Annotated in this window: 16 protein-coding genes and 1 pseudogene; 4 read left to right on the forward strand and 13 right to left on the reverse strand. The window is 60.7% G+C overall.

Annotation, left to right across the window (positions count from 1 at the left end; genetic code table 11):
* Positions 1-33: 33 nt before the first annotated feature.
* Positions 34-1,692, reverse strand: a complete 1,659-nt coding sequence (locus tag ASD52_RS25790; protein ID WP_057225818.1) for a Na/Pi cotransporter family protein — start codon at positions 1,690-1,692, stop codon at positions 34-36.
* 112 nt (positions 1,693-1,804) lie between these two features.
* On the opposite strand from ASD52_RS25790, the gene ASD52_RS25795 reads away from it, so the two are divergent.
* On the forward strand, positions 1,805-2,728 hold the full coding sequence (locus tag ASD52_RS25795) for a LysR substrate-binding domain-containing protein (protein ID WP_025430158.1): 924 nt from the start codon (positions 1,805-1,807) through the stop codon (positions 2,726-2,728).
* A 200-nt stretch (positions 2,729-2,928) separates the two neighbouring features.
* Here the strand turns inward: ASD52_RS25795 and ASD52_RS25800 are convergent, their stop codons facing one another.
* The 8 genes from ASD52_RS25800 to ASD52_RS25835 all read right to left on the reverse strand — a co-directional run bounded on the left by ASD52_RS25800 (position 2,929) and on the right by ASD52_RS25835 (position 16,226).
* Positions 2,929-3,141 (reverse strand): hypothetical protein, encoded by a 213-nt coding sequence (locus ASD52_RS25800; RefSeq protein ID WP_025430159.1) that lies wholly within the window; start codon positions 3,139-3,141, stop codon positions 2,929-2,931.
* Positions 3,138-4,286: a DUF2092 domain-containing protein gene (locus tag ASD52_RS25805; RefSeq protein WP_309141657.1), complete on the reverse strand. Its 1,149-nt coding sequence runs from the start codon at positions 4,284-4,286 to the stop codon at positions 3,138-3,140. Before ASD52_RS25805 ends, ASD52_RS25800 begins: the two co-directional genes overlap by 4 nt.
* A 311-nt stretch (positions 4,287-4,597) precedes the next feature.
* On the reverse strand, positions 4,598-6,202 hold the full coding sequence (locus ASD52_RS25810; RefSeq protein ID WP_025430161.1) for a bifunctional aspartate transaminase/aspartate 4-decarboxylase: 1,605 nt from the start codon (positions 6,200-6,202) through the stop codon (positions 4,598-4,600).
* A gap of 115 nt (positions 6,203-6,317) precedes the next feature.
* On the reverse strand, positions 6,318-7,499 hold the full coding sequence (locus ASD52_RS25815; protein ID WP_025430162.1) for a porin: 1,182 nt from the start codon (positions 7,497-7,499) through the stop codon (positions 6,318-6,320).
* A 133-nt stretch (positions 7,500-7,632) separates the two neighbouring features.
* Entirely contained in the window at positions 7,633-9,324 is a 1,692-nt protein-coding gene (aspT, locus tag ASD52_RS25820) for an aspartate-alanine antiporter (protein ID WP_025430163.1), read from the reverse strand.
* Between the two features lie 225 nt (positions 9,325-9,549).
* Positions 9,550-12,276: a decarboxylase gene (locus ASD52_RS25825; RefSeq protein ID WP_025430164.1), complete on the reverse strand. Its 2,727-nt coding sequence runs from the start codon at positions 12,274-12,276 to the stop codon at positions 9,550-9,552.
* A gap of 240 nt (positions 12,277-12,516) precedes the next feature.
* Positions 12,517-14,208 carry an aspartate-alanine antiporter gene (aspT, locus tag ASD52_RS25830; protein ID WP_025430165.1) on the reverse strand — a complete coding sequence of 564 codons (1,692 nt, stop codon included), beginning with the start codon at positions 14,206-14,208 and terminating at the stop codon, positions 12,517-12,519.
* Between the two features lie 323 nt (positions 14,209-14,531).
* Positions 14,532-16,226: a SulP family inorganic anion transporter gene (locus tag ASD52_RS25835; protein WP_025430166.1), complete on the reverse strand. Its 1,695-nt coding sequence runs from the start codon at positions 16,224-16,226 to the stop codon at positions 14,532-14,534.
* Positions 16,227-16,697: 471 nt separating this feature from the next.
* On the opposite strand from ASD52_RS25835, the gene ASD52_RS39615 reads away from it, so the two are divergent.
* Positions 16,698-16,835, forward strand: coding sequence for a hypothetical protein (locus ASD52_RS39615; RefSeq protein WP_156408444.1), 138 nt, complete (start codon positions 16,698-16,700; stop codon positions 16,833-16,835).
* Between the two features lie 11 nt (positions 16,836-16,846).
* Here the strand turns inward: ASD52_RS39615 and ASD52_RS25840 are convergent, their stop codons facing one another.
* Entirely contained in the window at positions 16,847-17,881 is a 1,035-nt protein-coding gene (locus ASD52_RS25840) for a YihY/virulence factor BrkB family protein (RefSeq protein WP_309141656.1), read from the reverse strand.
* A 241-nt stretch (positions 17,882-18,122) separates the two neighbouring features.
* On the opposite strand from ASD52_RS25840, the gene ASD52_RS25845 reads away from it, so the two are divergent.
* Entirely contained in the window at positions 18,123-18,527 is a 405-nt protein-coding gene (locus ASD52_RS25845; RefSeq protein ID WP_025430168.1) for a GFA family protein, read from the forward strand.
* 45 nt (positions 18,528-18,572) lie between these two features.
* The gene (nadE, locus tag ASD52_RS25850) at positions 18,573-19,415 is read left to right on the forward strand and encodes an ammonia-dependent NAD(+) synthetase (RefSeq protein WP_239637611.1); all 843 of its coding nucleotides are present in this window, start codon (positions 18,573-18,575) and stop codon (positions 19,413-19,415) included.
* Between the two features lie 208 nt (positions 19,416-19,623).
* Here the strand turns inward: nadE and cysG are convergent.
* The 3 genes and pseudogenes from cysG to nirD form a co-directional block, all read right to left on the reverse strand.
* A pseudogene (cysG, locus tag ASD52_RS25855) lies at positions 19,624-20,757 on the reverse strand (siroheme synthase CysG); the annotation flags it as partial.
* Positions 20,729-23,386 carry a nitrate reductase gene (locus ASD52_RS25860; protein ID WP_057225820.1) on the reverse strand — a complete coding sequence of 886 codons (2,658 nt, stop codon included), beginning with the start codon at positions 23,384-23,386 and terminating at the stop codon, positions 20,729-20,731. The gene ASD52_RS25860 and the pseudogene cysG, both read right to left, overlap by 29 nt.
* A 2-nt stretch (positions 23,387-23,388) precedes the next feature.
* Entirely contained in the window at positions 23,389-23,724 is a 336-nt protein-coding gene (gene nirD, locus ASD52_RS25865) for a nitrite reductase small subunit NirD (protein WP_057225822.1), read from the reverse strand.
* Between the last annotated feature and the right edge of the window lie 4 nt (positions 23,725-23,728).

Consider the following 23,728-nt stretch of genomic DNA (forward strand, 5'->3'; position numbering starts at 1 on the left):
TTTTGTATGAATCTATAAGCTTTACTTATACATCTATGCCGCCGGAACGAGGCGGCTTTCGAGCAGATCCCCGGTCTCGCGAAGACGGGGATAGGCCATCGTCGTGACCAGTGAATTGAGCTCTTTCAGCGCACGCACGATCTCCAGATGCATGTCGCTGGATTGGATGCTGGCAGCAATTCCCTGCCTCAGCCGCTCAAGGTGGCTTTGACTGCTTTCCTGCACCAGCCGGCGCACGTGTTCCTTCTGGCGCACCATCTCGCGGGCAATCACCGGTTCGGGCGAGACCAGCAGATTGGCGGCAAGTTTCACGTTCGAAAACACTGCGTCATGCAGCGCCGTCAGTTCGTGCCAGCCGGCTTGCGAAAAGGCGCCCGCCCCTTCCAGCCGCTCCTCCGCCATGCGCAACAGGCTCTTCGACACCACGTCGCCGGCATATTCCAGATGAATGGCCGCCTCGGTGAGTTCGATGCCGCGCCGGGACTGCTCCTCCGTCAGCACACCTCTATTAACTGCGGCGATAAAGAGCTTGATCTCGCTATGTGCGCGATGGATGTCGCCGTCGATGCGGCGCAGCGCATCGACCGTCTCGGGCGTTGGCGACGCGATTACCCCCATGACCGGTTCGAGTAAACGCGTGATCAGGTTGCCCATATGGAGCACTTCGCGAGCGGCCGCCGCCAAAGCCTGCGCCGGCTTTTCGATCAGAGACCGGTCGAGCGCACTGACATGCGCTGCAAGACCGGCATCTTTTCCCCCAGCGTTGTCAGGCGTGAGAACGCGAACGATGCGCGCCATCAGACCACACGATATGAGACCCAGGAGCACCAGTGCAGCATTGAACAGCACGTGCAGATTGACGAGCTCGGCAGCGACCGTCGTGCCAGGCAGCCACGCAAAAGAGAGCTGCGCGGAAAACAGCGCAAAGACTGCGGCACTGAACAGCGCGCGAAAGACGAGATTGCCAAGCGGCAGCCGCCTGCCTTCCACCGGCAGGCCTCGGGTCAGCCACAGGGCGATCAGCCCACCACCAAGGTTGACGCCAAGGATCAGGGGAATGCCGACATCGAGCGGCAGCAGGCCCTTTGCGGCAAAGGTCAGGATCAAAAGGATGGCCGCGACGCTGGAATGCAGGCCCCAGGTGAAGACCGCAGCCACGATCATGACCGTGAGAGGGTCTTTGCTCAGCATGTCGATCGCTGCCGGCAGCAATGGGCTTTGACCAAGCGGAAGGGTCGCATGGCCGATCATCTGCAGCGACAGGAGCAACAGGCCGATCCCGAGAACCGCACGCCCGGCCTCGACCGGCTTGCGAGCGCACGCCTTGAGATGCAGGAGGCCGCCGGCGGCAATCAGCAATGGCGCCAGCCAGTGCAAATCAAAACTCAAGATCTTGACGACAAGGGCAGAGCCCAGGTCCGCGCCGAGAAGGACCGCCAGCCCGACTTCGAGGCTCAGAGCTCCGCTCACGGCAAAGCTGGCGGCGAGCATCGCAACCGCCGTCGAACTCTGCAGGGCAATTGCAATCAAACAGCCGTAGGCTGCCGCGCGAGGCCCGCCGCCAGCCCCTCCAACGGCACGGGTGACCACGTCGCCGCAGGCAGCTTCGACGCCCTTCTTGACGAGGCTGACGGCATAAAGCAGCAGGACTGTTGCGGCGGTAAGTTCAAGGGCGACAGCCGAAAGATTCATAGGCGCGCTCCGGAAAGGGTTAACTCCGGAAATTATCTTTTGCCCCTTTACATAAATCAAATCGTTCGTTCTGATGGTTCCATAGATAGAATTTATCTGTGGGGATGTTACCGTGCGCTATGTCCAGCTCCGTGCCTTTCACAATGTGGCCATCCACGGCGGCTTCTCGCGGGCAGCAGAGGCGCTCTTCCTGACGCAGCCCGCCGTCTCCGATCAGGTTCGCAAGTTGGAGGAGGAGTATGACGTCCTGCTCTTCAATCGAAACAAGAAGCAGGTGACGCTGACCCAGGCGGGCCAGCAGCTTCTCGAAGTCACCCGGCGCATGTTCGACGTCGAGCAACAGGCACTCGATCTTCTCTCGGAGTCGCGCGCATTAAGGGCTGGAAAGCTGCGGATCGTCGCGGATGCCGCACACCATCTGCTGCACATCCTGGCCGCCTTCCGGCGGGCCTACCCGACCGTGCAGGTTTCGATCGATGCGGGCAACACGGAAACCGTCATCACCAGCCTGCACGCCTATGAAGCGGATATCGGCGTTCTCGGCGAAGTCCCGCAGGCCGGCGACTTCGACGTTCTGAAGCTCAATTCGACGCCGATCGTCGCCTTCGCAAGCCGCGATTATCCTTTGGCGACATGTCAGAGCGCCACCTTCGCAGAGCTTGCAAAACATCCGCTCGTCATGCGCGAGCGAGGTTCCAAGACCCGCCAGAAGCTCGAGGCCATGGCCGCACAATGCGGCGTCACGCTGACGCCGCTGATCGAGGCCGAGGGCCGCGAGGCGGTTCGCGAGATCGTCGCTGCCGGCGGCGGCGTCGGTTTCGTCTCATCCGCCGAGTTCGGCCAGGACACGCGTCTCGTGCCGATCAAGATCGATGCCCCGGAAATGCTGATGGACGAAGCGCTCATCTGCCTGCGCGAACGCAGCAACGGGAAACTTGTCCATGCATTCTATGAAATAGCGCGCAAACTTACACAAAGTGCAGAAGACGTCACGGCAGGCGATGCCAAGCCGTCGGGCGCAGCAACTCGCGCCTGACCGGCGATAGACCGCAGTTTTAGGAGCAACGCCTTCGCAGCGGTTCACCACGCAATTGGAGGCATGCAGAAGACCCGCTCCAGCCTTGACGGCAAAAGTGTCGGAATGTGCTGGAGCCGAGATAGTGCGGGCCGAACAGCATCAACCGTCCGAATTCCTATCCGAAATCGGCCATGCCTGCCGAACGGCCACGCGCTCTTCTAGCAGTTATAAACGCCTGCGGCACAGCGCCGGGTCGTGCGCCGCGCGGCACCGGCCACACTGACCGGCGTCAACGGCCGGCCGACCACGGCAACGGCGTCAGAGGTAAAGGTGGGGATCGCGAGAACTGGCACATCCTTCGCCAGCTCGCCGATGCCAAACAGAACTGCCCAAACAAGGCAGATCATTGCTGCGCGCTTACGGAAGGTCATTTTTTATCTCCTACCTTGAAGTTCTCTGGCAATTCACCCAGGTTGTGCTGGAGGTCGTTCACATCGATCTTTTCGGCATTCGACGCATTCTTGAAGTCGAAATCACCCGGCGCAACGGCCGCCCCGGATTTCCAATCCCTGATCTGGATGCTGTATTCCGGCCCACCCTTCACCTGCCCGGAGGTTATGACCAGGCGGCAGGGATAGGGCTCTGCCCCGTGCGCGATCCAGATCTGGAAATCGACATCGTCTTTGCGGAAGGCGAGAGAATCGCACTCCACGCCATTGACGACGCCGCTTCCCAGATCCTTAGAATCATACACCCCTTGCATCAATTCGTCATATGCACCGGTCATCAACAGGTCGGCGGCCGGCAAAGGCAAGTTGTACTTGTCCTTCAGCTCGTCGATCAGATGATCGACTGTCCCGGGTATTTCGACCTGCGTGTATTTGTTGAGGTTCTTGCCCAGGAGTGTCAGCGTCTTTCCATCGAACAGCGCCTCGCTGTCGACAAAGCCGCCCGAACGGGTCGTGTGTACCTTGTCGGGCCGACTGAGGGTCACTGTCCCCGAGCTTGCCAGTCCGAGTTTCTGATCACTGTTGGTGACGACCTGGAAGGTGGAATCATAGCCGAACGACAGGGCATTCTGAGCCGCCAGGTAGTCGGTCATGGCCTTGAGCAGTTTCTTGGCTTCGGCCGAGTCGGTGACCCGGACGAGCTCGACGCGGCGGTTGAGAGCCCGGCCATCGGCCGTATCGTTGCTGGCAATCGGCTGGGCCTGTCCGACGCCTCCCGTCGTCAGCCTGGCGGCATCGATTCCGCGTTCGACGAGAGCCGCCTTGATGACCTCTGCACGCTCGGCGGAAAGGCGCAGGTTGGTCTCCTCATTACCGCTGGTATCGGTATGGCCGACAATTCTCAGGCCCCATTCAGGGAAGTTCTTGAGCGCCGCAGCGATGTCGTCAAGAAGTCCTTCCGCTCCAGGTCGCAATGTCGCTTCCGACATTGCGAAGCGCAGACCGTGAACGTCGTACTGTTCCCTGGTCTCTAGTGCCTGTTGCATCTCTTCCTTGCTGTATTGCTTGGAAGGCTCCTGCATGTTCTGGGCCAAGGTGGGGGCGGCCGCCAAAAGGGCGACCGTCACGAGCAGTCGTCTGATCAACCCGCGATGCCGCGATGTGATCCCGCCGGCTCTCTGTCCGATACCTTTGTGTTCCTTGTAGTCGAGCATCGTTGTGGATGTGCTTAGCATCGAATGACTCCTTCTCACTGACGTGTGAATTTGACTATCGCGCACTGCTTGCTGGTACGAACAACATCTACCTCTGACGGTAGATACCTCGTCGGACGTCTTGCGCCGCAGCGAGCCGAGGCCGTGACTCGCGCAGCGAGAGCGGTTCGCAGTAATTTGCGAACCGCTGTTGGAAAATCTGCCGGCATGCCGGAAGGGGAGTGTTACTTCCCTTTCAGCGCGTTGAACGTATCCACATAACCGCGCCCGACTGCACGGACCCCGCGGCCGATGTCGTCGTAGACATCGTCTGGAAGATTGGCGAAGGAGACGCGGACGCTCCAGTTCGGCGCATCGAAGCCGCCGCCATTGAGCAGCACGATCGAATGATCCTCCGCCAGCCGGTAGACCAGATCGAGCGGATGCACATTCGCTTTCAGCCAGGCCACCATCTCCTCGCCGACATATTTGCGCAGCCAGAACTCGAAATCGATCGTTCCATAGTAGCCGGCAAAGTTTGCATTCGGCTGCAGGTCGAGCGGCAGTCCCTCGAGCAGCATGTTCACCCGGTCGGTGCAGATCGCCATGCAGGCCTTCTGGTAAACCTTGTCCGTGTCCATCAGTTCGCTGATCGAGAACATGGTCATCATCACCTGTTGCGGTAACGAGAGCCCCGCGGTGTGATTGAGCGCGACGTCGCGGCTATCGGCAACGATGCGATCGATCATCTTGAGCTTGCGCGGTTCGAGCGTGATCGAGCGGTATCGATTGTCCAGCGCCTCCAGTTCCTTGGCCGGGAGCTTGGTCAAGAGATCGTCGAGAATGTTTTTCTCGTTGATGCCGATGACGCCGAGACGCCATCCCGTGCAGCCGAAATACTTCGAATAGGAATAGACGCAGATGGTGTTGTAGGGCAGCTCGCACATAAGCGAGCGGAAGTTCGGCACGAACGTCCCGTAGACGTCATCGGTCAGAAGGATGAGGTCCGGCCGCTTGGTATTGACCAGATCGACCAGCTTTTTCATCGTCTGCGGATCGATTGCCATCGACGTCGGATTGCCCGGATTGACGACGAAGAATGCCTTGATCTTCGGGTCCTCGAGCTTGCGGATCTCCTCGTCGGAATACTGGAAGCGGTGCTCCTGCGTCGCTCTGACATGGACGGCCTTGAACGCATAGTCCTCGAGTTCCGCAATCTCGATATAGGGGGTAAAAATCGGCGTGCCCATCGCGATCGTGTCGCCCTTCTTGAGGATGCGATTGGCGATCAGCGACTTGAAGATGTAGCACATCGCCGCCGTTCCCCCTTCAACGGCGTAGAGATCGAACTTGCCGATCGGCGCATTTGCGCCCATTGCCCACATCAGGTAGCGATGCGCGACTTGCTCGGCATGCACCAGCATCCGGTCCGGGACGGGATAGTTGTCGCCGATTATCGAGTCCGTCAGTTCGAAAACGAAGGCGTCGGCATCGAAACCGAACATCTTGACGCCGTGCTCGACCATCCTCGACAGGAAGTCGGCGCCCGGGTCCTCGGCATGTTTTGCCAGCCACGCGTCGAAGCGCGCCGCGATACCCTTCATCTGGGGCATGCCACCGAGGCCCGCCGCCGGGTTGTCCATGGTCCGCCGGCTTTCGGTCAGGGCGAACTGGCCGAAGAGGAAGAACCCCTCGCGCGGGGTCGTTGCGATCCAGTTTGGATTTCCACGGCCGGCATTGAGCAGAGCATTCGTCGATTTCTGTGCGCTGCGCTTGGCAAGCTTCATGAGGCCGTCCTTGATTTCGAACGGGCTCATCTTCTCGTATTCGCGATAGTCGATGTCTGCCATGAGTCATTCCTCCCTGTGAACTGCAAGGTCCGCCGAAGCGGCCAAGTCGAAACAATAGTGAACGAATGCACGATGATCGTGTGGCACGGCCGGCAGCACGCTGCCGACTGTTGCTTCAGAACTTTATTCTGGCGCCGCCCAGAACAGCGAAGCTATCCTGGAGGTCGGCGGTCTCTTGATCTAAGGAGTAGGTCCGGGCTCCAAGATAGAGTTCCGTCTGCAGATAGTCGAGATTCTGGACAATCTGTGCCCCGAAGGAATCGCTGTTGCTGCCCTTGCCCGCAATGTCCTTGCCGAAATAGGCGTCGACCGAAAACGCGGTTTTGCCGACGTCGAAAATATCAGTCTGATAGCCGACCTTCACGTAGCCATAGTGTCCATCGACCGTTTCCTTGTCGGAATAGGCCGCGGCAAGGGTGAGGCTGAGACCGGTATCGATATGCAAGACGGAAACGGACGCGTCGTAAATCGAGTTGCCGTCGCCTGGCCTCGAAAAGGCAACTGCGGCACCGACCTTGAAGGCATCATAGGTCTCATCGTATCGAACCGCCATGTCCCACACGGTAACGTCGGTTTCTTCGGGCACGACCTGTGTGCCGACCGAACTCGCAAAGCTGAATCCGCCATACGAAGGCGTGTCATATCGGGCGCGGAACTTGCGACCGAGACCATCATAGTTGGTGAACGCGTCCTTGACCTTGACCGTCGAAAGCGTCCCGTCATCGTTGCGGAAAAACGGTCCCCCGGCCATATCAGAAACAAGCGAATAGCCTACCACGCCCGTGCCGGACAGATCGACCTCGGCCGTCGAGTCCGACGCCATGCTGCCCTGGCCGAGCCAGAACTTGCCGTATTCCTTCGAGTCGAGGTAAATTTCCGCCTTGCGCAGCAGGTCAGTCCCCCAATCATAGTGGTCCTTGTTCAACTGGTTGACGTTGGTTGTCGAATAAGGGTTCCATTCCCATTCGAGATTGGCGCCGAACGACCAACCCTTTTCCATGAGGGTGTATGCGCGAAAGCCCGCCCGCGTGGACGAGTTGCCGTTGTCGACCGGAAAGTAGTTATCCGTTGCCCCGCCGTCATCGTAGACCAGCAGGCCCTTGTTGATCTGGCCGTAGAATTCAAAATAGGCATTGTCGTCGCCGACTCGCAGCTTGGGAATCCAGTGTTCCGGAGCCTTGCTGGCCTCCGTGGGCTGCACCGCCGGTTTTACCGCCTCCTGCGCCGACACAGGCTCTGCGGCCGCCAGTGCAGCGATGAGAAGTGCGGGCGGAACAATGTATAGTGTCTGTCGCATCAAAAGCACCTTTCAGATCATTGGCGATTCGCATCGTCGATTCGCATTCAGTATTCGTCTTTTTACTGTGAAAGTCTGTTGCGAATTCTAGCATGCAGCAGCGTCGCCGCTGATTGATTAAACCTGCCTATTTTCATCCCGCGACGATACCGACAATGACCGTTCCCCAAGTCGTGAGCAGGATATGGCCGATGGGGACCGCCGGCGTGTAGCCAAGGACGGCAACGGTGCTTCCCGACCTGTCCTGAACGGCCGCCATGCCGGCTGTCATGGTCTGCGCCCCTGCGAGCCCGCCCAGCAGCAATATCGGGTTCATGCCAAGCACGTAGCGCCCGAAGTACAGACCAACGATCAGCGGTATCATGGTAACGATCATACCGCCGAACAGAAGACCGATACCCGCTTCGGCGATGGCGGAGGCAAACACGGGTCCGGCATGAAGGCCGGTCATCGCGACAAAGGCGGCAAGACCAAGCGAGGTCATGAGCGACACGGCGGCATCCGGTATTCGGCCGAAGAGCGGGAAGCGCGTGCGCAGATGCCCCACCGTTAACCCAGCCAGGAGCGTGCCCACACTGGTGCTGAGCGAAATCCGCATGTCACCGATGGGAAAAGTGACGAGAACGCCGACAAGCCCACCAAGGAATATCGCAAAACCAAGGACCAGGAAGTCTGTCGCCGTCGTCGGCGCGACCACAACGCCAATGCGCTTGGCGGCGCTCGACACGACGGCTTCCGGCCCCACCAGGCGCAGGATATCACCACGCTCCACCGTAATCCCCGGCGCGATAGGAATATCCTGCCCCCCGCGCGTAATGGCGCGCAGGTAGAGGCTGCGTGTCCAGCTTTCCTTAGCGACATCCGCGATGCTTTTCCCCTTGAGATCAGGGCTTGTCAGCAGCACATCGGAAACCGATACCGGGACATCGAGCAGTTCACGGTCCTCGATCTCCTCGGCGCGCGGCCCAAGGACGCTGACCAGCGCCTCCCTCGTCCCGGATACAGCGACGATATCACCGGGGTTGATCACGACCTCCGGGGCCGCCTCGATGATTGCGCCCCTCCGACGCAGGCGCTGAATGAAGAGCCTGTGCTCTGGATACGTCGCCTCGGCGGCGGCTATTGACAGGCCAGCGACTGGCGCGGCGTCCACGATCTGGTAAGCGCGAATTTCGAACCTGTGCCAGGCGGAGGAGACACCGGCCACCTTGCGGGTAATTCCGTACTCCTTCTCCAGTTTCAGCGCCTCGGCAACGAGGTCGATGCCAAGCAGCCTGGGGCCGACGACACTGCAAAACAGAATGACGCCAACCGCGCCGAAGACGTAGCAAACAGCGTCAGCCACAGCGATATGCGCCACAAACCGCGCGCGATCCGCCTCGGGCAGCGGCAACGCATTGATCGCTTCGGTTGCCGTGCCCATAGCCGGGCTTTCGGTGAGGGAGCCGGACAGAAGCCCGGCTGCAAAGCCGGGATCGAGACCAAGGATTTTGGCGACCACGACAGACATGAGCAGCCCGGTCACACAGACGACGACCGCAAGGAGTACGGGCTTCATCCCGTCCCGCTTCAGGGCTTGCAGGAACTGCGGTCCGACCGAGTAGCCGATGCCGAAGAGGAACAAGAGAAAGAGCAGCGATTTCGCCATCCCGGCAATCGGCACATGGGCGAACTGCCCGATCAGGATGCCCGCAAACAGCGAGCCGGTAACGGGTCCGAGGCTGAAGCCACCGAACTTGAGACCGCCGATCAGATATCCAATGCTGATAGCAAGGAATACGGCAAGCTCGGGATATTTGATCAGGAATTGCTCGACCCAAACCATGTCCAGATTAGCTCCCCCCTCGCCCCGATCCGGGGCTACGACGCCTTCACTGCCGACCCCAAACGCTCATGCAAAAAGTTAAGCCATAAAAAAGCGACCACGACGCACCGGGTCGTAATCACCCAGCCAACCGCTGTAGCTGGCTGCCGCTCCGGTCGCCCGTGCGCGCTGGATCGCCACGAGAATGACCAAATCGAAACAATTGAGCGCCGATATATCCCGGCGCTACCGTGCTTTTGATTGACGCTTCGCCTTGGTGGCGACTGCGTCTGGCTTGACCAGCTTCAGTCCGCGCGCCTTCTCGTAGCCATGGATCTCCTTCACATCCAGTTTGCGCATGAAGTCGATCGTCTCCTGCGTCAGTACCTGACCCGGCACCATGATCGGAAATCCGGGCGGATAGGGAATGACGAAGTTGGCGGAGACCATTTCCGGCCCGTCCTTCAGGCGCCGATCGCATTCGGCACCGATGAGCGGCACATATTCGCACACAGACGCGTCATAGGCGTTGAAGAAGGCGGCTCGCATATCGCCCTCCGGCGTCGTTCGCCCTGCATCGCTGCGATACACTTCGTGGAAGTGGCTGAAATTGGGAAGGTCGGGCACATCGGTCATCAGCGACTTTACCCGTGCCGCGAAAGCCGCACGCTCGCCCTCCCCGCCGTCGGCCAGGCGCTTCTCGATGCCACGGCAGATCTCGACCAGAACACGGATTAGATGCGCAATATCGCTGCGGGTATTGTTGATGTTGGACTGTAGCAGCACACTGTTGCGCGACGTCTTGTTCAGCTGGATATCATATTCGTTCGCCAACAATCCCTTGAACTGCGTTCCATCAAAACCAGCCGTCCCGCACACCAGCGTCATGCGCGTGGGATCGAGGTAGAACTCGTCCTCGTTCATCGCCTTGACCGCTGTGGCCCAGGTCGAGCCGGGCGCCAGATAGTCCTTGAATCCTGATTGCCGGTACTCCGCCGGGATCATCTCATCGGCACCAAGAACACGGAAGTATTTCGAAATCAGCGGGTGCTCGTTGATCGCCCGGCGGATCTTGAGCGCGATCTCGATCGCGTTCATCACCAGTCCGTAACCGTCGAGTTCCATCTGCCTGCGTGCAATGTCGAGGCTGGCGATCAACTGCTGGTTCGGACTGGTCGAGGCATGGGTGAATACCGCCTCGTGGAACTGGGCCTCGACGTTGTGAAAATCGACATCCTTGACCAGCAACATTGAGCCCTGCCGGATCGCCGACATTGATTTGTGCGTCGAGTTGGTCTGGTAGACCCGAAGGCGGACAAGGCGCGGATCTGGGATCAGGCGAGCGGCGAGCAGTGCTTCATCGGAGGGATCCTTGCCGAGGTCGGCGCGCTGCTTTTCATAAGCGTCGACCGAGGCCGGATCGCGCAGCCAATCCTCGATATCGGCTGCCGCCCCCATGGCCGTGCGTGGACGCAGGAAGGGCGAAAACCGGGCAAACCCGGACCACGCCTCGTCCCAGAGGAAGATAAGGTCTGGCTTGATGGCTAGGCATTCCTCCATCACCCGCCTGACATTGTACATATGTCCGTCGAAAGTGCAGTTGGTGAGGTCAAGCAGCTTCAGCCGGTCGAGGCGCCCTTCCGCCCGCAAGGCCAGCAGCGCGCGCTTGATGGTGGCGAGCGGCACGGCGCCATACATCGAATACTCCGTCATCGGGAAAGCTTCGACGTAATAGGGCTGTGCGCCGGTCAGGACCATGCCGTAATGGTGCGACTTGTGGCAGTTGCGATCGACAACCGCGATGTCGCCGGGCGCCAGAAGCGCCTGCACCGCCATCTTGTTGGAGGTGGACGTGCCATTCGTCACGAAGAAGACGTGGTCAGCGCCGAAGGCGCGTGCGGCCAACTCCTGAGAGCGCTTGATCGTGCCGGTAGGCTCCAGGAGACTATCAAGGCCGCCTGTCGTCGCGCTACTTTCCGCCAGGAACAGGTTGAGCCCATAGAACTCGCCCATGTCGCGGATCCAGTCCGACTTGAAGACGGACTTGCCGCGGGCGATGGGCAGGGCATGAAATGTGCCGATAGGCCGCCGCGCATATTTCTTCAGATTGTCGAAGAAGGGCGTTTCGTAGCGCGCCTGCACGCCTTCAAGGATGGCGAGATGCATCTCCAGCGGTTCCTCGACCGCGTAGAACACACGCCGAACCGCATCTGCGGCCGGATCGCCGGCGATCTTTTCCACCTGACGGTCAGACAGCAGATAGACGTCGAGCTCCGGCCGGATCCGCTTCAACCCGCGCGCCAGACGCAGCGCCGACATGTCCGGTCCCTCGGCTTCTCCAAGCGGATCAAGCACGGAGCGGAGCACCGGCGCGTCGTGACGCGAGCGATAGGGAAAACCCTCGGCGAGCACGACGGCAATGATGGCCGGGTTCAATGCGGCCGCACAGAACGCATCCTCAAAGGATCCCACCAGAACAGGCTCGTAGATGAAGCCATCCTCGGGCCGGCGTAGCCTGCGGATCTCGGCTGCGAACGCCTCCCACCGCACGGCCGGCTGGCTGTTGACGAACAGAACTTCGAAGTATGGCCGGCGGCCGCCCGCTTCCCCGGTTCCGGGAGGCATGATATCGGGCACGTCTGTCACGGACATCTCGTCATGGACATCCCACTCGCTCGGGCGCCCGCGATAGGAATGGGAAAGAAGCCCGTTGGAGATGCGCCGCGCGAGTTTCGCCGCCCCGCCGGCATCGTTGGTGGCGATGCGCTCGGCCAGCGCCGAAAGCAATCGCCCACCCGGATAGGCGTGGTACTCCTCGGCCGGTGCCACTTCGGCGATCGCCGCCTCCAGCGCTGTCCGCTCACCCCGGTTAGCGGCCCAGGCATCGGCCAATGTCGTGATCTCGCGCCAATTATCGGCCCGTGCCGAATGGATGAGCAGAAACTGATCTACATGTGTGGTTTTGCTTGGCATAACGCGCTCCCAACTCTGTTCTGAATCGGCTGTCCACTGTCACCAGTCCGCGGCTCTCACTCAGTGGCAGCTACAATTCCGGTCGCAAAATGAGACTTATGCACTTCGAAAGACGATCCCTTACGGTCCGAAACAGGTCGCTAGAGCGTTTCCGATTTAAACGGAGTCGCAAACGCACTATCTCTTTGTCTTTACGCATTTCCTGACAGAAGACCGCTTCGCACTGTTCCTCGAAAAGCTCTAGGTCATCATCATCACAAGCACCATGCCCCAGATCGTCAGCAGGGTGTTGCCGACGGCATAGGTAACGGTATAGCCGAGCCCGGGGATCTGGCTCTTGGCGCGATCGTTGATCATGCCGAGGGAGGCAGTCGTCGTGCGCGCGCCGGAGCAGCACCCCAAGAGAATGGCGGGGTGGAACCGGAACACATATTTCCCGACATACATTGCCAGTACCAACGGCACGGTCGTTGCGAAAATGCCCCAAAGGAACAGGCTGAAACCAAGCTGCTGCAGGCCTGCAACAAAGCCTGGCCCTGACGATATGCCGACCACGGCGATGAAGACATTGAGGCCGACTGAATTCATGAACCAGACCGTCGATGTCGGTATGCGTCCGAACTTCGGCCGCACGGAGCGCAGCCAACCGAAGAAGAGCCCGGAGATCAACGCCCCCCCTGATGTGGACAGCGTAAATGGCACATCGCCGACCTTATAGACGAGTGCGCCGATCAAAGCGCCGATTGTAATCGCAGCGCCGATGAACGCGACGTCGGCAACGTCGCTCGGACGGTCGGCCACCCCGAGTGCCTTGGCGGCCGCGGCAGTATCTTGCGTCCGTCCGACGATCGTCAGAATGTCCCCGCGATGGATCTGGGTGTTCGGAAGGATCGGAATTTCCGTCGCCGTGGCACCACGCGCGATCCGGCGCAGGAACACGCCACGCGATGACGGCCATTGCGCCAATTCGGCCAGCGTCTTCCCGTTCGCTTCTTTGGTCGTGACAAGGACATCGACACCTTCCACAGGAACGGCCAGCAACTCGCGATCGTCGACTTCTTCTGCAGCATGACCGATCAGGCTCACCAGCACTTCGCGTCGGCCTGCCACGGCAACGACATCGCCCGCCTGGATGACCGTGTCCGCCGTTGCATCCTCGATCTTCGATCCTCGGCGGATACGCTCGATGAAAACCCGCTGCTCGGGGATCAAGGATTCGGCTTCACGTGCCGTCTTGCCGACGACCGGCCCTCCCTCCCGAACGCGATAGGCGCGCAACTCGTAGTGATGCCAAGCGGTTCCCGCCCCGCCAACTTCCTTCTTGCCGCCCTGTTCCGCCTCGTAGCGCTTGCATTCCGCCTCCAGATCGATACCCAGAAGCGCGGGGCCGATCAGGGCCAGCACAATAGCCGACCCCACCGTGCCGAAAATATAGGTGACGGCATAGGCGACCGGCATCGCGTCCAGCAGCCGCTTGGCTTCTTCCGGTGCCAGACCAAGACGATTGATTGCGTCCGTTCCCAAACCCATCGACGCGGAGATTGTCTGCGAACCGGCATAGAGCCCCAGCGCGGAACCGACATCATAACCGGCTATCTTGGCGGCAATAAAGGGCGCCCCGAGGCAAAAGACGCACACAACCACGGCGAACAATGCCTGCGGGATGCCATCCTTGGCAATGCCGCGCACGAATTGCGGCCCGACACCGTAGCCGATCGCGAACAGGAACATCAGAAAGAACGTAGCCTTGAGCGGTGGCGATATGGTGATCCCGATCTGCCCGATGATGACGGCAGCAACGAGCGTGGCGGTCACTGCACCAAGGCCCAGGCCCTTGTAGGTGAACGAACCGAAGTAGTATCCAAGCGCCAAAGAGAGAAATATTGCAATTTCGGGATAAGTGCGAAGCGTATTTACAAACCAGTCAATCATAGAGCTTCCCCTGTTACTCGGAAATCGGGAACCAAATCTGACTAAATCCTCATCGCTATTTCTGCGAGAATACACCCTTACACACTCGTTTCAAGGCGTTATTCAGAATAAAAATAGTATGATATCCGAAACTTTCAAATACGGCGCCAAACCAAGGAACACACAGTGTTTTGGTTCTTTTCTGGCCCTTGAACTGATTGATGCGTCATTACTTCCCGAGTTTGGTCGGAAGGCGCATCCACGCCTTGGAACTATGCTCCAGGAGGAGCGGCCGAAAACAAACACAGCGAAGCGCGAAAGCCGGATCCCGGTGCGCCGACACGTCAGGTCGTTGCCGCACCGGGCTGTGACGGCGCGACCGTGAGGCTGTCCTGGTGGTGGCGGATACCAGAGCGGGTATTGAAGAACATGCGGTCAGGGCCAAGCTGGTCGGCAAACCCCGATGCCCTGATATAGGCGAGCACATCCGGGTTGAGGCCTGCGAGCCAGAGTTCGATGCCCCCGCGCGCAAGGCTTCGCTCGCCATCAATGATCATCTGGAGTGCCGAGTATTCGATGTCGAAAACGCGACTAAGGTCCAGCATCAGAACGCGCGGCTTTTGTTCATTGGCCAGCGTACGAATACGGTCGCCGACCTGCTGGGCGTTCACGAAGAAGAGCCTCCCCTCCGGGCGCACGATCAGCATTCCCTCGAAGGTTTCGTCGTCTGGATGCTCGGCCGAAAGCGGCCGCAAGACGTCTGCGCCGCGTTTGCGGCCTACGACATGGACGCGCGGGTTTGCCGCCTGGCCCGAGAGACCGACGAGCGACAGAGTGATAGCGACCAGAATGCCCTGGAGCGTGCCGAACAAGAGCACGCCGAGGAAGGCGGCGAGTGCCCAGCGAAACTCCATCCGGCGAACCTTGCGTATCGAGACGAACTCGGTGGGTTTGATGAGACCGACGGAGTAGACGATGACGATGGCCGCGAGCACGGCCTGCGGCAAGAGGCCGAGCAACGGTGCAAGAACGAGCATCGTCGCCGCTGCCGCCGCTGCCGTGACCAGCGAGGCCTTTTGTGTGCGCCCACCGACGGCGCGCACCACCGCCGTCTGCGATGTGCCGCCGCCTGCCGGCATCGCGCCGAACAGCCCGCCGGCCAGATTGGCAGCGCCCGTCGCCATCAGTTCGCGGTTTGGCTGGATCGGAGGCTCACCCGCGACCGAGAAGGCTCGCCCGGCAGCAATCGTCTCGGTGAAGCTCATCAATGCGATGCCGCACGCCCCAGGGATGAGCTGCAGGACCAGGTCGATATTCGGCAGTACCAATGAAGGCAGAGCCTGCGGAATGTGCCCGACTGTGGCGACGCCTGCCGGTCCAAGGCCCGCCAACCACGAGATCGCTATCCCGGCCGCGACTATAGCGAGCGGAGCCGGAGAATGCGGCCAACGGCCTTCCATGACCAGCAGGAGCACCAGCGCCGTGGCACCGACTGCGAATGTAACGAGCGACGTCTCGGGCAAATGGTGGACGAGGCTCAGAATATCCCGGAAGAACCCCTCCTTGGTAAAATGCAGCCCGAACAGTTTTGGCACCTGGTCCAACACGATGACGAGGCCGATCCCGGCCTTGAAACCCGTGAGCACCGGCGACGAAATGAAATTTGCCACGAAACCCAAACGAAGCGCCGAAGCCGCGATCAAAAGCAGTCCCGTGAGCGCCGTCAGCGTTGCGGTCGCTGTGAGCAATCGTTCAGGGTTCCCATCCGGTACGACGAGCGCAAGCTGGCTCGCGGTCAGGATCGCGAGCGTGGTCGTCGAACTGACGCTGAGCACGCGCGAGGTGCCGAGCAGGGCATAGACGATCATCGGTACAAAGGCGGTGTAGAGCCCGACGCTGACAGGAAGGCCGGCAACGGTCGCATAGGCCATGGCCTTCGGCAGCACCACGGCAGCCGCCGTCAGGCCCGCGATCATGTCCGGGCGCAGGGTACCGGCCGATGAATGGGCGGATTGGTCGGCATGCGGTAACGGGACCATTATCTTGCCCTCTTATGGCTATGTGCCAGGTCAAAACGACCATCACTTGCCACGACAGCGCAGAATCATCCGCTCGCCACCCCGGAGATCCCCACGCGCAACAATCTGAACACGATCACGATCGCTCGCCAAGCCCTCTTAGATTTGACGAGGATAAATTTCGGGTTTCGCATTGTGAGCACCGGCGTGCAGGAGGCGGCAGCCAGTTTTGCTCGCCACAAACAATGCATGCTTCAGACGAGAACGTGCGCCTAAATGCAGAACCGTCGGTGCATCGAGGCAAGGCTCGACCAGGCCGGTAACGCGGGTATCCGCTGGCAAACATGAAGGGTATCCCGCGCTCCGTCAGGCGGTATGCCACGGGGGATGATTGTTTGCCGGCCAGGTTGATGTCCAGGATGGCGAAATCGAAGTCTTCATTGTCCGCGGCAGCCAAGGCGACTTCTACCGCATCGCCGGCCCAATGATCTGATGGCCAAGATCGCTGACCGTATCTTCAATGAGCGTGGCAACGAGTATTTCGTCCTCAACAATAAGTATCCGCGCGATTTAGACACCGCCCGCCGCCGGCTTGTAGGCGAACCGACAGATTGCACCGCGCCGCATTGATCTGGCGCTTACTAGTTGACGATCCTGCCAATGTTGTCGGCCATGTACGCTCCACGCGCTCCCATCGGCAGTGGAGCGCCAGTCGTAGTGTCTCGAGATGTCTGGTGCTCGAGTTCGGCATTGAGTTCGGCCCCGACGATCAGAATGCATACCGATAACCAGATCCACATCATAAACCCAACGAGACCGCCTAAAGCGCCGTAGGTTGCATTGTAGTCGGCGAACTTGTCGAGGTACCAGGAAAAGCACAGGGTCATGACTACCCAGGCCAAGGTGGAGAAGAGCGCGCCCCAGGTCAGCCACCTAAGCCTGGCGGGCTGCCGGCTGGGCCCGAAGCGGTATACGGCGGTCATCGCCAGCAACGATACGAGCATGAGGATGGGCCAGCGAACAAGCAACGCCAGCGTTTCCTTCCATGGCTCGAGCCAGACAAGTTGCAGGATCGCAGGCAGTAGCGCCATTACGCCTATCAGGAAGACTGCGGCGAGTATTGCGCAGAACGTAAACGCAAGCGCTATCAGGTTCAATTTGACGAAGCGACGCTTCTCGTTTTCCTCATAGGCCACATTCATTGCGTCAAACACAGCCAAAGTGCCGTTGTGCGTGCTCCAGACAGCGATCATGAGCCCAACGAGGAACGCTATCCCGAGGGTGGTGTCTCGCCGCTCGACAAGGGCATGGAGTTGCTCCGAGAAAACTTCGAACGTTCCGGGTGGAAGCATGCCTGCCAGGTCGCGGAGATGGTCGGAAATAACGGCCGGATCTGCCATCAACCCATAGAGCGATACGAGAGCAGCAAGCGCTGGAAACAAGGCGAGCAGCAAGTAGAAGGTCACTCCGGCCGCAACGAAAGCCACCCGATCTTCAGCAACCTCATGCACGACTCGCCAAAACACATCGCGCAAACCTCGCGCTGGCAATTGTTCCGGCACCGATGCATAGCGTCCGTGCTCATCCTCCACAATCGAATGCTGGTCATTGGACATCGATACTCCTCGCGCGCGTATCGCTGTCTGCCGGGATAAAAGGAAACTGACGGCGACCATCGCTACCGCAACTACGGCTATTGCCGCCGCAGGATCCGTTGTGATGCGTTTCGGTAACATCAGACGCTCCGATGATTTCAAGGCGTCAACGTTTGACCCTCCATTTGGATGCATTGGGCTTGGCAAATACTACCGGCTTTGGCTCCCTTCATTTTCGAGGCCCAGCAATGGCAATCTGGATCCCGGTGAGTCATTGATGATCGAACCAGCCCCCGCCTGTGGAGGAACCGGAGCCACAACCATGACGAAGAGATCAGGTAGCTGCCTCTGCGGGCAGGTCAAATACGAGGTGAAAGGCGAACCCATCCGAGTTGGTATCTGTCACTGCGCCAATTGCCGTCGGGAGAGCGGATCGGCATTCACATTCTACGCCATTTGGGCCAGAGACGATTTCGCCGCTAGCGGGGAGACGACGCTTGCCCATAACGGACAGCGTTTCTGCACACGCTGCAGCTCCCACATGTTTGCCTATGACGAAGATGAAGCCGAGGTCCAGCTTGGCACCTTGAACGATGCACCGACCAAACTGGTTCCGACCTATGAATTGTGGGTGAAGAGACGTGAGCCCTGGCTTGCCCCAGTGCCGGGCGCCGAGCAACATTGGGAAGACCGCCACACAAGACGAACAGGCGATGACAGCGCTTGACGCGGACGCGTCGAATGGGAGGCAGATTTGACCGGAAATTGGTCAGTGGATGAGCAATTCGAGATCATTCGGGCACTCGGCGTGCCAGGTGCGTTCGATGCAGAGAGGGAAGCAAGAGAGCGGATTGCTTTTTTGGCCGGCTATTTGCGACAGGCAAATGCCCGGGCCTATGTATTGGGTATAAGCGGTGGGGTCGATTCCCTGACTGCCGGCTTGCTTGCACAGGCCGCCGTCCGGGCGTTGCGCGAGGACGGCTATCTCGCGCAGTTCATCGCCGTTCGGCTGCCCTATGGGACACAGGCTGACGAAGCGGCCGCTCGCGAATGTCTGGCGGTGATCAACCCCGATCTTGGCCTGGAAGCAAATGTCAAAACGGCTGCCGACGCTTTGTTCACTGAGGTTCGAAAATCCGCTGGCGATCTTTTTGGCACGGCGCGCGACGACTTCCACCTCGGCAATGTGAAGGCGCGTCAGCGGATGATCTACCAGTACGCGATCGCCGGTGCCGCAAACGGGCTGGTGATTGGAACGGACCATGCCGCCGAGGCCCTGATGGGCTTCTTCACCAAGCACGGAGACGGCGCCGCAGATGTCGTCCCTCTCAGTGGGCTGAACAAGAGACGGGTACGCGCCATCGCCACTTACATGGGCGCACCGTCCGATCTCGTCTCCAAGGTCCCCACAGCCGATCTGGAGACAGACGCCCCGCTGAAGCCCGATGAAGAGGTCTATGGAATTGGCTATGACGCGATCGATGACTTCCTCGAAGGAAAGACCATAAGCAAGTCGGCCGCCGAGCGAATTCTTGCTGCGTATCGGGGGAGCGGACATAAACGTGCGCTGCCGATCGGCCCTGCTTTCGTCGCGGATCCCGCAGCGGCGCCTTGATCAGAGTTCATGGTGGCGCTTCGCCCAGGGCGAATGACAGAGATGCTGCAGCGGCCGGTCCCAGAGGAAGTGACGACGCTACTGGCGGTTTGCTGCCTATAGAACCACAGCGCGAAATGCGCATCTAAGATGCGTCCCTCAACTGTCGCCTTGCGATCGTTGTCAATAAAGGCGGTCTGCGTCGTCACGCCCAACGGGAGATGGGATCGCTATGATCCCGGTCTCCAACCGGGACGCACACGCGTGCCGCCATGGCGCTCGCCGCCGCGATGCCCGGGACGACATCGACCGCAATGCCCCTTTCTTCCAACCGGGCGATCTCCTCGCGGCTACGGCCGACAATCGCCGGGTCACCGGATTGCAGCCGGACAACCCGTTTGCCGGCGCGTGCCCAGGATACCATCATGTCGTTGAGGTCTTCGTGGCTGCAGTTCGCGCGCCCACCACGTTTGCCCACCAGCAGACGCTTGGCTTCGCGACGGGCAAGCTCCAGCACCTCATCGGAAACGAGACCGTCGAAAAGGATGACATCGGCCGCTTGCAGGGCACGCACCGCCTTCAGCGTCAGGTGCTCCGCGTCGCCCGGCCCGGCGCCGACGAGCGTGACGCGGCCGGTGTCGGTCCGGTTCGCCGCGAGGCGATCCATCTCCGCCACCAGCCGCATCTCGACACCCTCCTCCGGTGTCTCCTGAAAGGCACGATCGACAAAACGCTCCCAAAAGGCGCGGCGTGCCGCGCCGGGCTTGAGGCGCGCATTGACCTTGTCGCGGATCGCCTGTGCCAGCGACGCCCAATCCTTCAGGACCGGCGGCAGCAAGGTCTCGATGCGCCGGCGGATCGCTTGGGCAAGAATGGGCGCGGCGCCGTCAGTCGATATGGCGACAATGACCGGCGAGCGATTGACGATGGAGCCGAACTGAAACTGGCAATAGACCGGTTTGTCGATAATGTTGACCGGCACGCCAGCCGCATTGGCCGCCTCGAAGAAGGACCGCGCGTCCTCATCGCCCTCGCAGTCGGCAATCGCAAGCGCCGCACCAGCGAACGCTTCCTTTGTCCAGGCCTCGCGGTGATGGGTGAACCTGCCGCCTGGGTGAGAGGAACCGGCCTCGAAAAGGCGGGCGCAGGCCTCTCCGATTTCCTCAGGCGGTGCATAGACATGCACCTCGGCACCGCAGGCCGCCAACAGTTCCGCCTTCCAGGCGCAGGCGTCGGAGCCGCCGGCCACAACGACACGGCGGCCTTCGAGCGCAAAGAACACGGGCAGCTTCGCTAAAGGCATCATGCGCGGCGGGTCCACGCGCAGGCGCCTTTCATTCCGCGGCAGCAGCAAGGCATCCATCGACGATCCCCCTGATCTCGGCGCGGCACGAGCCGCAATTGGTTCCGGCATTCAGCGTCTGGCCGATAGCTTCGACCGAGCGGCAGCCGCCACGGACGGCAGCAACGATCTGGTTGATCCCGACATTGAAACAGGAGCAGACGGTTGCTCCCGGATCGGGCTTATCCGCACCCGGTCGGCCGGCCACGAGCGCAAAGCGAAGTCGCAGATCGGCATGCGAGGCGCCGAGCTGCTCGACCACCCAACTGCGGGCAACGGCGACGGGTTCTGGCGCGAGATAAAGCGCCAGCAACAGCTTGGCGCCATCGAAGAAGGCGAGCCGGCGATGGCCGGACGGCCCGTCGGCATAGCCGATCGGCTCGATATCCACCGGGATATCGAAGATGCGTCGGCACCACGCGACCCAATCATCAGGCTCGGTCTGCGATGCCAGTTCGAGCCGCCACCCGGCCCTTGCCTTGGCCAGCGCCCAATAGGCGCAATCAAGCCCTTCCGGCCTTGCGGCACTGACTGCAAATCCATAGGTGGAGGCTGCGAAACGGCGGGCGGAAACGGCAACGTTCTTGGAGGCGGGCTGGCCCGAAACAGGATCGGTGATCGGCGGCACCAAGGCATCGATGCGCGCCTTAGCCGCGAACTGGTCGTTCCAATGCATGGGCACGAAGAGATTGCCGCGCGCCTGGCGGTCGGTGATCAGTGCTCGGACGACCGCCGCACCAAAGGGGCTTTCCAGCACCACGAGATCAGCCGGCGAAAGATCAAGCTCCATCGCATCGCGGGGGTGGATCTCGACGAAGGGTTCGCCGATATGAGCGGAGAGCCGCGCGCTCTTTCCCGTCCGGGTCATCGTGTGCCAGTGGTCGCGAACGCGGCCGGTATTGAGGGTGAAGGGGAAGGCATCGCTCACGCGCTTGGCAATCTGGCTTGTGGTCGCGATGAAGCGCGCGCGACCATCTGGATGGTAGAATCCGCCATCGGCGAAGAAGCGCGTCACAGTACTTGCCTTACCGCGCGGCTGCGGCCATTGGAACGGCGTGAGTGCATCATAGCCGGCACCATCGATTTCGGCATAGGCGCCGACATCGAAATCGCGCCGGCCATCGTTCTCGAAACCGGAAAGGCCGGCATGTTCGGCAAAGATTTCGGATGCCGATGCGTAGGCAAAGGCGCCGGCAAAACCCATGCGGCTGCCGACTTCGGCAAGTTGCCACCAGTCCGCCCGGGCTTCACCAGGAGCCGTCAGGAAACTGCGCTGGCGGGAGATGCGGCGCTCGGAGTTCGTAACGGTGCCATCCTTCTCGCCCCAGCCAAGCGAAGGTAACAGCACATGCGCATGACGGGTCGTATCTGTTTGCCTGATGACATCGGAGACCACGACGAAGGGACAGGCCCTGAGCGCGGCCTCGATCGCATCGGCATCCGGCATCGACACGACCGGATTGGTCGCCATGATCCAGATCGCCTTGATGCGCCCGTCGGCGACCGCGCGAAACATGTCGACGGCCTTGAGGCCCGGTCTTGCGGCGATGGCCGGCGCGCCCCAGAAACGTCTGACCTGATCGCGGTCTCCCGCCTTCTCGATGTCCATGTGGGCGGCCAGCATATTGGCAAGACCACCGACCTCGCGGCCGCCCATGGCGTTGGGTTGGCCCGTCAGGGAGAACGGCCCCATGCCGGGTCGACCAATCCGGCCGGTCGCCAGGTGACAGTTGATGATGGCATTGACCTTGTCGGAGCCGGAGACCGATTGGTTGACCCCCTGGCTGTAGCAGGTGACGACCTTTTCGCTGCTCTCGAAAAGTCGGAAGAAGGTGGCGAGTTCCTGTTCGTCGAGCCCAGTTAGTCGCGCCAGTGTGGCTTGATCGAAGGCGCTTGCCGCGGCGAGGGCCTCGGCAAATCCGCTGGTGTGTGCCGAGATGTAGCCCTGGTTTACGGCCGGGCTGGAGGCCAGGTACGCAAGGAGACCATTGAAGAGCGCGACGTCGCCATCCGGCCGGACCGCCAGATGCATGTCGGCGATATCGGCCGTCATGGTGCGGCGCGGGTCGATGACGACGACGCGCATCTGTGGGCGCGCCGCCTTGGCAGCAACGAGGCGCTGGTAGAGTACCGGATGGCACCAGGCGAGGTTGGAGCCCGTCAGCACCACGAGATCGGCAAGCTCCAGATCCTCGTAGCAACCGGGAACGGTGTCCGATCCGAAGGCGCGGCGATGACCCGCCACCGATGAGGACATGCAGAGGCGCGAGTTGGTGTCGATATTCCCCGAACCGATGAACCCCTTCATCAGTTTGTTGGCGACATAGTAGTCCTCGGTCAGCAACTGACCGGAGACATAGAAGGCGACAGAATCCGGCCCGTGCTCTGCAATTGCCTGCGAAAAGCGATCGGCGACGAGGTCGAGCGCCTTATCCCACTCCGCGGCCTGTCCACCGATCTCGGGATAGAGCAGCCGCCCGTCGAGATCGAGCGTCTCGGCAAGCGCCGCCCCCTTGGAGCAAAGCCGGCCGAAGTTGGCCGGATGATCCGGGTCGCCTTTCACACCGATGCCGCCGTCATCGCCAACCGTCGCGACCACGCCGCAGCCGACACCGCAATAGGGACAGGTGGTTTTGACTTCGGTTGCCATGACTACTCCGCCGCGATCATCAGGCTTTCGAGTGCGATGAACAGCGCACCGCCATCGTTGCGCACTGGGATGGTGCGCACGGCGCCCTCGTCTGCACCCAGCGCCTTGCCGGTTTCGAGCGAGATCACCCAGTTGTGCAGCGGGCAAGTGACGGCCGTCCCGTGGACGATGCCCTGCGACAGCGGCCCGCCCTTGTGCGGGCAATGGTCTTCGATGGCGAAAACCTCGTTTTCGGCGGTGCGGAAGACGGCGATCTTGCCCTCGGGCGTCCGCACGCAGCGTGCGCCGCGAAGCGGGATGTCGGAGATTTCACCTATTGAGATCCAGTTCATGTCCATCCCC

Origin of the sequence: Ensifer sp. Root142 (genome assembly GCF_001426785.1) — a bacterium.
Taxonomy (GTDB): domain Bacteria; phylum Pseudomonadota; class Alphaproteobacteria; order Rhizobiales; family Rhizobiaceae; genus Ensifer; species Ensifer canadensis.

Excerpts from the sequence above, each read along its gene's own strand:
- ASD52_RS25840 (WP_309141656.1), bottom strand. The coding sequence starts at position 17,881 with ATGGTCGCCGTCAGTTTCCTTTTATCCCGGCAGACAGCGATACGCGCG.
- ASD52_RS39615 (WP_156408444.1), top strand. The coding sequence starts at position 16,698 with ATGGCCAAGATCGCTGACCGTATCTTCAATGAGCGTGGCAACGAGTAT.
- ASD52_RS25800 (WP_025430159.1), bottom strand. The coding sequence starts at position 3,141 with ATGACCTTCCGTAAGCGCGCAGCAATGATCTGCCTTGTTTGGGCAGTT.
- aspT (WP_025430165.1), bottom strand. The coding sequence starts at position 14,208 with ATGATTGACTGGTTTGTAAATACGCTTCGCACTTATCCCGAAATTGCA.
- ASD52_RS25825 (WP_025430164.1), bottom strand. The coding sequence starts at position 12,276 with ATGCCAAGCAAAACCACACATGTAGATCAGTTTCTGCTCATCCATTCG.
- ASD52_RS25810 (WP_025430161.1), bottom strand. The coding sequence starts at position 6,202 with ATGGCAGACATCGACTATCGCGAATACGAGAAGATGAGCCCGTTCGAA.
- aspT (WP_025430163.1), bottom strand. The coding sequence starts at position 9,324 with ATGGTTTGGGTCGAGCAATTCCTGATCAAATATCCCGAGCTTGCCGTA.
- ASD52_RS25860 (WP_057225820.1), bottom strand. The coding sequence starts at position 23,386 with ATGGCAACCGAAGTCAAAACCACCTGTCCCTATTGCGGTGTCGGCTGC.
- ASD52_RS25815 (WP_025430162.1), bottom strand. The coding sequence starts at position 7,499 with ATGCGACAGACACTATACATTGTTCCGCCCGCACTTCTCATCGCTGCA.
- ASD52_RS25835 (WP_025430166.1), bottom strand. The coding sequence starts at position 16,226 with ATGGTCCCGTTACCGCATGCCGACCAATCCGCCCATTCATCGGCCGGT.
- nirD (WP_057225822.1), bottom strand. The coding sequence starts at position 23,724 with ATGGACATGAACTGGATCTCAATAGGTGAAATCTCCGACATCCCGCTT.
- ASD52_RS25845 (WP_025430168.1), top strand. The coding sequence starts at position 18,123 with ATGACGAAGAGATCAGGTAGCTGCCTCTGCGGGCAGGTCAAATACGAG.
- ASD52_RS25790 (WP_057225818.1), bottom strand. The coding sequence starts at position 1,692 with ATGAATCTTTCGGCTGTCGCCCTTGAACTTACCGCCGCAACAGTCCTG.